This is a genomic window from Pseudomonas helleri (genome assembly GCF_045830615.1).
Taxonomy (GTDB): Bacteria; Pseudomonadota; Gammaproteobacteria; order Pseudomonadales; family Pseudomonadaceae; genus Aquipseudomonas; species Aquipseudomonas helleri.
The window spans coordinates 1940759-1946293 of record NZ_CP174501.1 but is presented as its reverse complement, the minus strand read 5'-3'; the positions used below and the strand labels follow the sequence as shown (position 1 = coordinate 1946293).

At 59.2% G+C, this 5535-nt stretch carries 4 protein-coding genes; all 4 read left to right on the top strand.

The genetic code is table 11. From position 1 onward, the window contains the following. Positions 1-274 precede the first annotated feature (274 nt). The 4 genes from ACJJU9_RS08850 (at position 275) to ACJJU9_RS08835 (ending at position 5512) form a co-directional block, all read left to right on the top strand. The gene (locus ACJJU9_RS08850) at positions 275-1222 is read left to right on the top strand and encodes a siderophore-interacting protein (RefSeq protein ID WP_407730494.1); all 948 of its coding nucleotides are present in this window, start codon (positions 275-277) and stop codon (positions 1220-1222) included. Positions 1223-1509: 287 nt separating this feature from the next. Next, positions 1510-2040 carry a fimbrial protein gene (locus ACJJU9_RS08845; protein WP_206540855.1) on the top strand — a complete coding sequence of 177 codons (531 nt, stop codon included), beginning with the start codon at positions 1510-1512 and terminating at the stop codon, positions 2038-2040. A gap of 88 nt (positions 2041-2128) precedes the next feature. Continuing rightward, positions 2129-2854, top strand: coding sequence for a molecular chaperone (locus ACJJU9_RS08840; RefSeq protein WP_407730493.1), 726 nt, complete (start codon positions 2129-2131; stop codon positions 2852-2854). Between the two features lie 99 nt (positions 2855-2953). Further along, positions 2954-5512, top strand: coding sequence for a fimbria/pilus outer membrane usher protein (locus ACJJU9_RS08835; protein WP_407730492.1), 2559 nt, complete (start codon positions 2954-2956; stop codon positions 5510-5512). The last annotated feature ends 23 nt before the right edge of the window (positions 5513-5535 follow it).

The following is a 5535-nucleotide window of genomic DNA, read 5'->3' as shown; positions in this document are numbered from 1 at the left end:
CTGACTTCTTCCGTACACGTTGGCAATCGAGCTTTGGCTCGGCTATCCCTACGGAACGGATGAAGCGGGGGGAAAATTAAAAGGCCCGCGAGCTTGACGCATGCCCTGTGGGAGCCGGGCTTGCCCGCGATGCAGGCGACGCTCACTCATCTGTTACACCGCGCCGATATCATCGCGGGCAAGCCCGCTCCCACACCATAAGCCACCCGGGCTTAAATTTATTCCCGGACAGCTCGTTCTATACAGGTCTCCAGCTTATTGATGGGTGCTCTCCATGTCTCCCGCAGCTTTGGTGCAAACCCTGCGCAAACGGCTCAGCAAACCGACCGGCTATCAGCTGTTCGACATTCACCTCAAGCAGCGCATTGCCTTGAGCCCTTCGCTCACGCGCTTTGTGTTTACGGGCGAGGATGTGGCGCTGATGCACACGCTGGCCCCCGATCAGCGGGTCAAGCTGTTCTTCCCCAGCGCCACTGGCAGCGCGCCCGACTTGCCCAAGGTTGGCGACTGGCAAGCCGCCCGCCGCTCCCTGAAGCCCGAGCAGGCGCCGCCGATGCGCACTTACACCATTCGCGCTTTACGCCCCGACATGAACGAACTGGACATCGACTTTGTGCTGCATGGCGAAACCGGCCCCGCTTCGCGCTGGGCGGTGCACGCAAGGCCAGGCGAACCGTTACAAATAGTCGCGCCCAACGCTGCCTTCCACGCCGACCCCGGCGGCTATGAATGGATGCCGCCGCAGGGCGTGCGCAAAATCCTGCTGATCGGCGACGAAACCGCCCTGCCCGCCATCTCCGGGATCCTCGAACAACTGGCCAGCCATCCCGACGCGCCCCAAGTCCAGGCGTTTATCGAAGTGCCCGAAGAGGCCGATTGCATGCCGCTGCTCTGCGGCGTACACACCAAAGTGCACTGGCTGCCCCGCCTCACACTGCACAAGCAGCATGGCGAAGGCATGATCCTCGCGGCCCGCGAACTGGCGAGCTTGCCGCCCACCCGGGCCAACCTCAAAGACAGTTCAGCATTGCAAGAGCTGGACCTGAACAGCCAGCGCCTGTGGGAACTGGCCAGCGCCAAGCGCAGCGAGTTCTATGCCTGGGTGGCCGGAGAATCCGCAGCGGTCATGGATATTCGTCGGTTTTTCATCAATGAATGCGGGCTTGATCGTAAAGGGCTGACGTTGATGGGGTACTGGAAACTGGGGCGCTCGCTTGAGTAACGCTTTGCTGCAACCGCGCTAAAACCTCCTCTCCCAAAACCACAAAACTGCGCCTGGCACACCTGCCGGGCGCCGCTTCGTGGTGCCTTCCCATGGTCAATCAGCAAGCACTCAAGGGCATTGCGCAAAGCGGCGCCCGTGGTTTTTAAGAATCGTCTGATTACTCCTGGTGGTGATTTTTCTTACTGTTGTCAGGCCTGGTCAAGGCCCGCTTATGCCAAGCAAGGCGAGTGCGGGACAGCGTCAGCACATCAGCACCACTACCTCATTTCATCAGGAGTTTCATCGTGAAGCGCATTGCTTTGATCCTAGCTACTACCTTCCCAGTCATGGCTTTCGCAGCCTCCCAGAACACCATCACCTTCAAAGGTCAGGTTTCCGCTCAAACCTGTTCCGTCACTGTCAACGGTAACGCTGCCAACCCAGTGATTCTGATGCCTACCGTCAGCACTGCTGCGCTGGCCGCTGTAAACAGCAAAGCCGGGGAAACACCTTTCACCATCGGTGTCAGCGGTTGCCAGGCACCGGGTGCAGGTAACACCTTGGCCATTAAAACTGCATTTCTGGGCAGCAACGTGACCAGCGCCGGCAACCTCGTCAACGCAGGCACCGCAGCCAATGTGCAGGTTCAATTGCTCGACGGTGCGGGCGGTGCTGCCGTAACGCTCAATGGCATCACTTCAGTCGCTGGCCTGGTCCTGAACGGCACAGATACCAGTGCCAGCCACGATTTCGCCGTGCAATACGTCAGTGAAGCCGGCACTGCTGGCGCCGGTACCGTTTCTGCTACCGCGCAATACGCACTGGATTACCTGTAAGCGAAATACATTGCCGGGCCTCTGCGCCCGGCAGTTCCAGCCCCGCCCTTTCACGTCGCAAGTTTTGCGCCTGATGGACGAAGAACCCATGACTCGCCTCAATAAAATTGCCTTAAGCCTGGCTTTGGTACTGGGGGCCGCTGCGCCCCATTTTGCCAATGCCAGTGTCGTAATGACCGGCACCCGTGTGATCTATCCGGCTCAAGCCCAAGAAAAGGTGGTGCAACTGACCAGCCAGGATTCCTACCCCAACCTGGTGCAAATGTGGGTCGACAGCGGTAACCCCGAGGCCACTGCACAAACGGCCGAGGCTCCCTTTATCGTCAGCCCGCAAGTCTTTCGCATGAACCCCAATGCCGGCCAGGTCGTGCGCGTGGTGTTTACCGGCAGCAACCTGCCAAAGGACCGGGAGTCCTTGTATTACCTGAGTTTCTTGCAGGTACCTGCGATGAAGGCCAGCGAACTGCAAGCCAACAAGTTGCTACTGAGTGTCAGCAGCCGAATGAAGCTGTTTTATCGGCCTCAAGGCTTGGCCGGTGACCCCGAGAATTTGAGCAAATCCCTGGATTTCAAAGTACAGGGCCAATCAATCATCACCACCAACAACAGTGGCTACTTCGCCATCGTGCGCAACGCACAGGTGGTCAGCCAAGGCAAAAAACAGCCGCTGAAAACCGCTGAAATCGTGGCCCCGCTTAGCCAGGCGCAATGGACGCTGCCCGCTGGCACGAGCGCTCACGCGGGCGACTCGCTGCAACTGACCTTGGTGAATGACTTTGGTGCCGATGTAACCACTGTTCTGCCTCTGCATTGATACCCCAGGACGAACGTCATGACTGCGTATCACGTTTCAAAACTCAAGAAGGACCTCAGGGTTACGAAACTCCGCCATGTTCGCGGTTTCGCTGAGATAGTGACGCTCGCAACTGCCAGCCTGCTGTTTAGCGAGCTGGCGCAGGCTCAGACAGACAGCCTGGCTTCGAATGACCCTTATGTGTTTGACGACAACATGCTGTTTGGGGGTGGTTCACTGTCGCGGTTCAACAAGGTCAATGCCATGGAGCCTGGGCAATACAAGGTTGACCTTTTTCTCAACGGCCATTTTGTCGACCGTGTCGAGCTTAAATTTGCCGATCAGGGCCAGGGCGACGTTGAACCTTGCCTGCCCGCTTCATTGCTGGAGAGTTCAGGCGTTCTCGCCAGCTCGATTGATAATGCCGACAACAGCCAATGCCTGGTGTTATCCAAGGTCGTGAAAGGCGGCACCACGGCGTTCGACTTTGGCCAAATGCGCCTCGACCTTAGCGTTCCGCAGAGCTTGATGCTCAATACTCCGCGTGGCTACGTCGCCCCGCAAAACCTTGATGCGGGCAGCACCCTTGGCTTCGTCAATTACAGCGCCAGCCAATACCACGTGACACGTACCGGCAGCTATGGCGGCCACTCAGACTCTTCTTACCTGGCGCTCAACAGCGGCCTGAACGTCGGTATGTGGCGTTTTCGCCAGCAAGGCAACCTGCGTTACGACACCGACGCCGGTAAACACTGGAACACCACGCGCACGTATGTGCAGCGGGCGCTACCGGATATTAAAGGCGACATGACCGCTGGCCAGGGCTTTACCTCGGGCCGGTTCTTTTCGGGCCTGAGCTATACCGGCGTTGAGGTTGCCTCCGACGATCGCATGCTGCCCGAGTCCATGCGCGGGTATGCGCCCACGGTGCGCGGCATTGCCAAGACCAACGCCCAGGTGATCGTGCGCCAGAACGGCAACGACATTTATCAAACCACTGTGGCGCCAGGTCCCTTCGAGATCAGCGACCTGTACTCGACCAGCTACAACGGCGACTTGCAAGTGTCGGTCATCGAAGCTGACGGCACCGTCAGCACGTTCACCGTGCCGTTTTCGGCCATTCCAGAATCACTACGTCCCGGCCTCTCCCGCTATAGCGTGGCGGTGGGCCGCACCCGGGATTTGGGCGACCACGATCCGTTCGGTGAAATGACCTATCAGTACGGTCTGACCAACAGCATCACCGCCAACAGCGGCCTGCGAGTTGCCGAGGGCTATCAGGCGTTCGTGGTCGGCGGTGTCTATGCCAGCAGCATTGGCGCATTCGGCCTGGACACAACCTATTCAAAAGCTGACCTGCCTAGAGAAGGCAAGCTGGATGGCTGGATGGCGCGCCTGTCCTATAGCCGTACCTTCCAGCCGACCAATACCACGCTTTCGATTGCCGGCTACCGTTACTCCACCGAAGGTTACCGAGACCTCGGGGACGTGCTCGGGGTTCGCGAAGCGTTGCGCAATAACGAGACCTGGGAATCGACGAGCTACATGCAACGCTCGCGCTTCGAGGTGTCGATCAATCAAAGCCTCAACCAATATGGCAGCCTGTTTGTCTCGGGCTCGACCCAGGACTACCGCAGCGGCCGTGAGCGCGACACTCAGTTACAAATGGGCTGGGCCAACACCCTGAAGAACAACGTCAACCTCAACCTGTCGGTCTCCAGACAGCAGACCGGCAGTTACCTGAACCGCCAGAGTGGCGGCTTCAACGACCAACTGGGCAACTCGGTACCCAACAACGGCGTGGGCACAACGCGCAGCCCTGGCAGCAACGAGACCGTCACCATGCTGTCGGTGTCGTTCCCGCTCGGCAGCCCGGCCAAAGCCAACGTGCCGACCCTGAGCACGTCAGTGACACACAGCACCAACTCGGGCAATCAGTACCAAACCTCCCTGTCCGGGACACAGGGGGATGACCAATCGCTGAGTTACAGCATGGACGTGTCCCATGACGCGCAACAAAAACAGAACGTGTGGAGCGGTAACATTCAAAAATACCTCCCCAACACTTCCCTCAGCGCCAGCGCATCCAAAGGCCAGGATTACTGGCAAGCCTCCGGCAGCGCCCGGGGCGCCCTGGCCATTCACAGTGGCGGCGTGACGTTCGGCCCGTATTTGGGCGATACCTTTGCCTTGATCGAAGCCAAAGGCGCCAGCGGCGCAACCGTGATGAACGGCCTGGGCTCCAAAATTGACAGCAACGGCTATGCCCTGGTACCGGCACTGACGCCCTACCGTTACAACACCGTGGCCATCAACCCGGAAGGCATGAATGAAAAAGCCGAGCTTGATGACGGCCAACGCCGGGTCGCACCGTTCGCCGGGGCGGCGGTCAAGGTGGCGTTCAAGACCCGGGTCGGTAATGCGATTCTGGTCAAGGCGCAACGCAGCGACGGCCAGGCCGTGCCGATGGGCGCCGACGTTCTGGATGACAGCAACAGTGTCATTGGCATGGTTGGCCAAGGCAGCCAGGCGTACCTGCGCACCGAGAAGCTCAAAGGTGCACTGACCGTGCGCTGGGGCGATGGCCCTGACGAGCGCTGCACCATGAACTTTGACCTGGCCCAACAAGATGTCAGCCAGGCCCTGATCAAGGTCAACAGTGCGTGCCGCATCCCATGATGCCGCGCACTTTTCTCAAGACT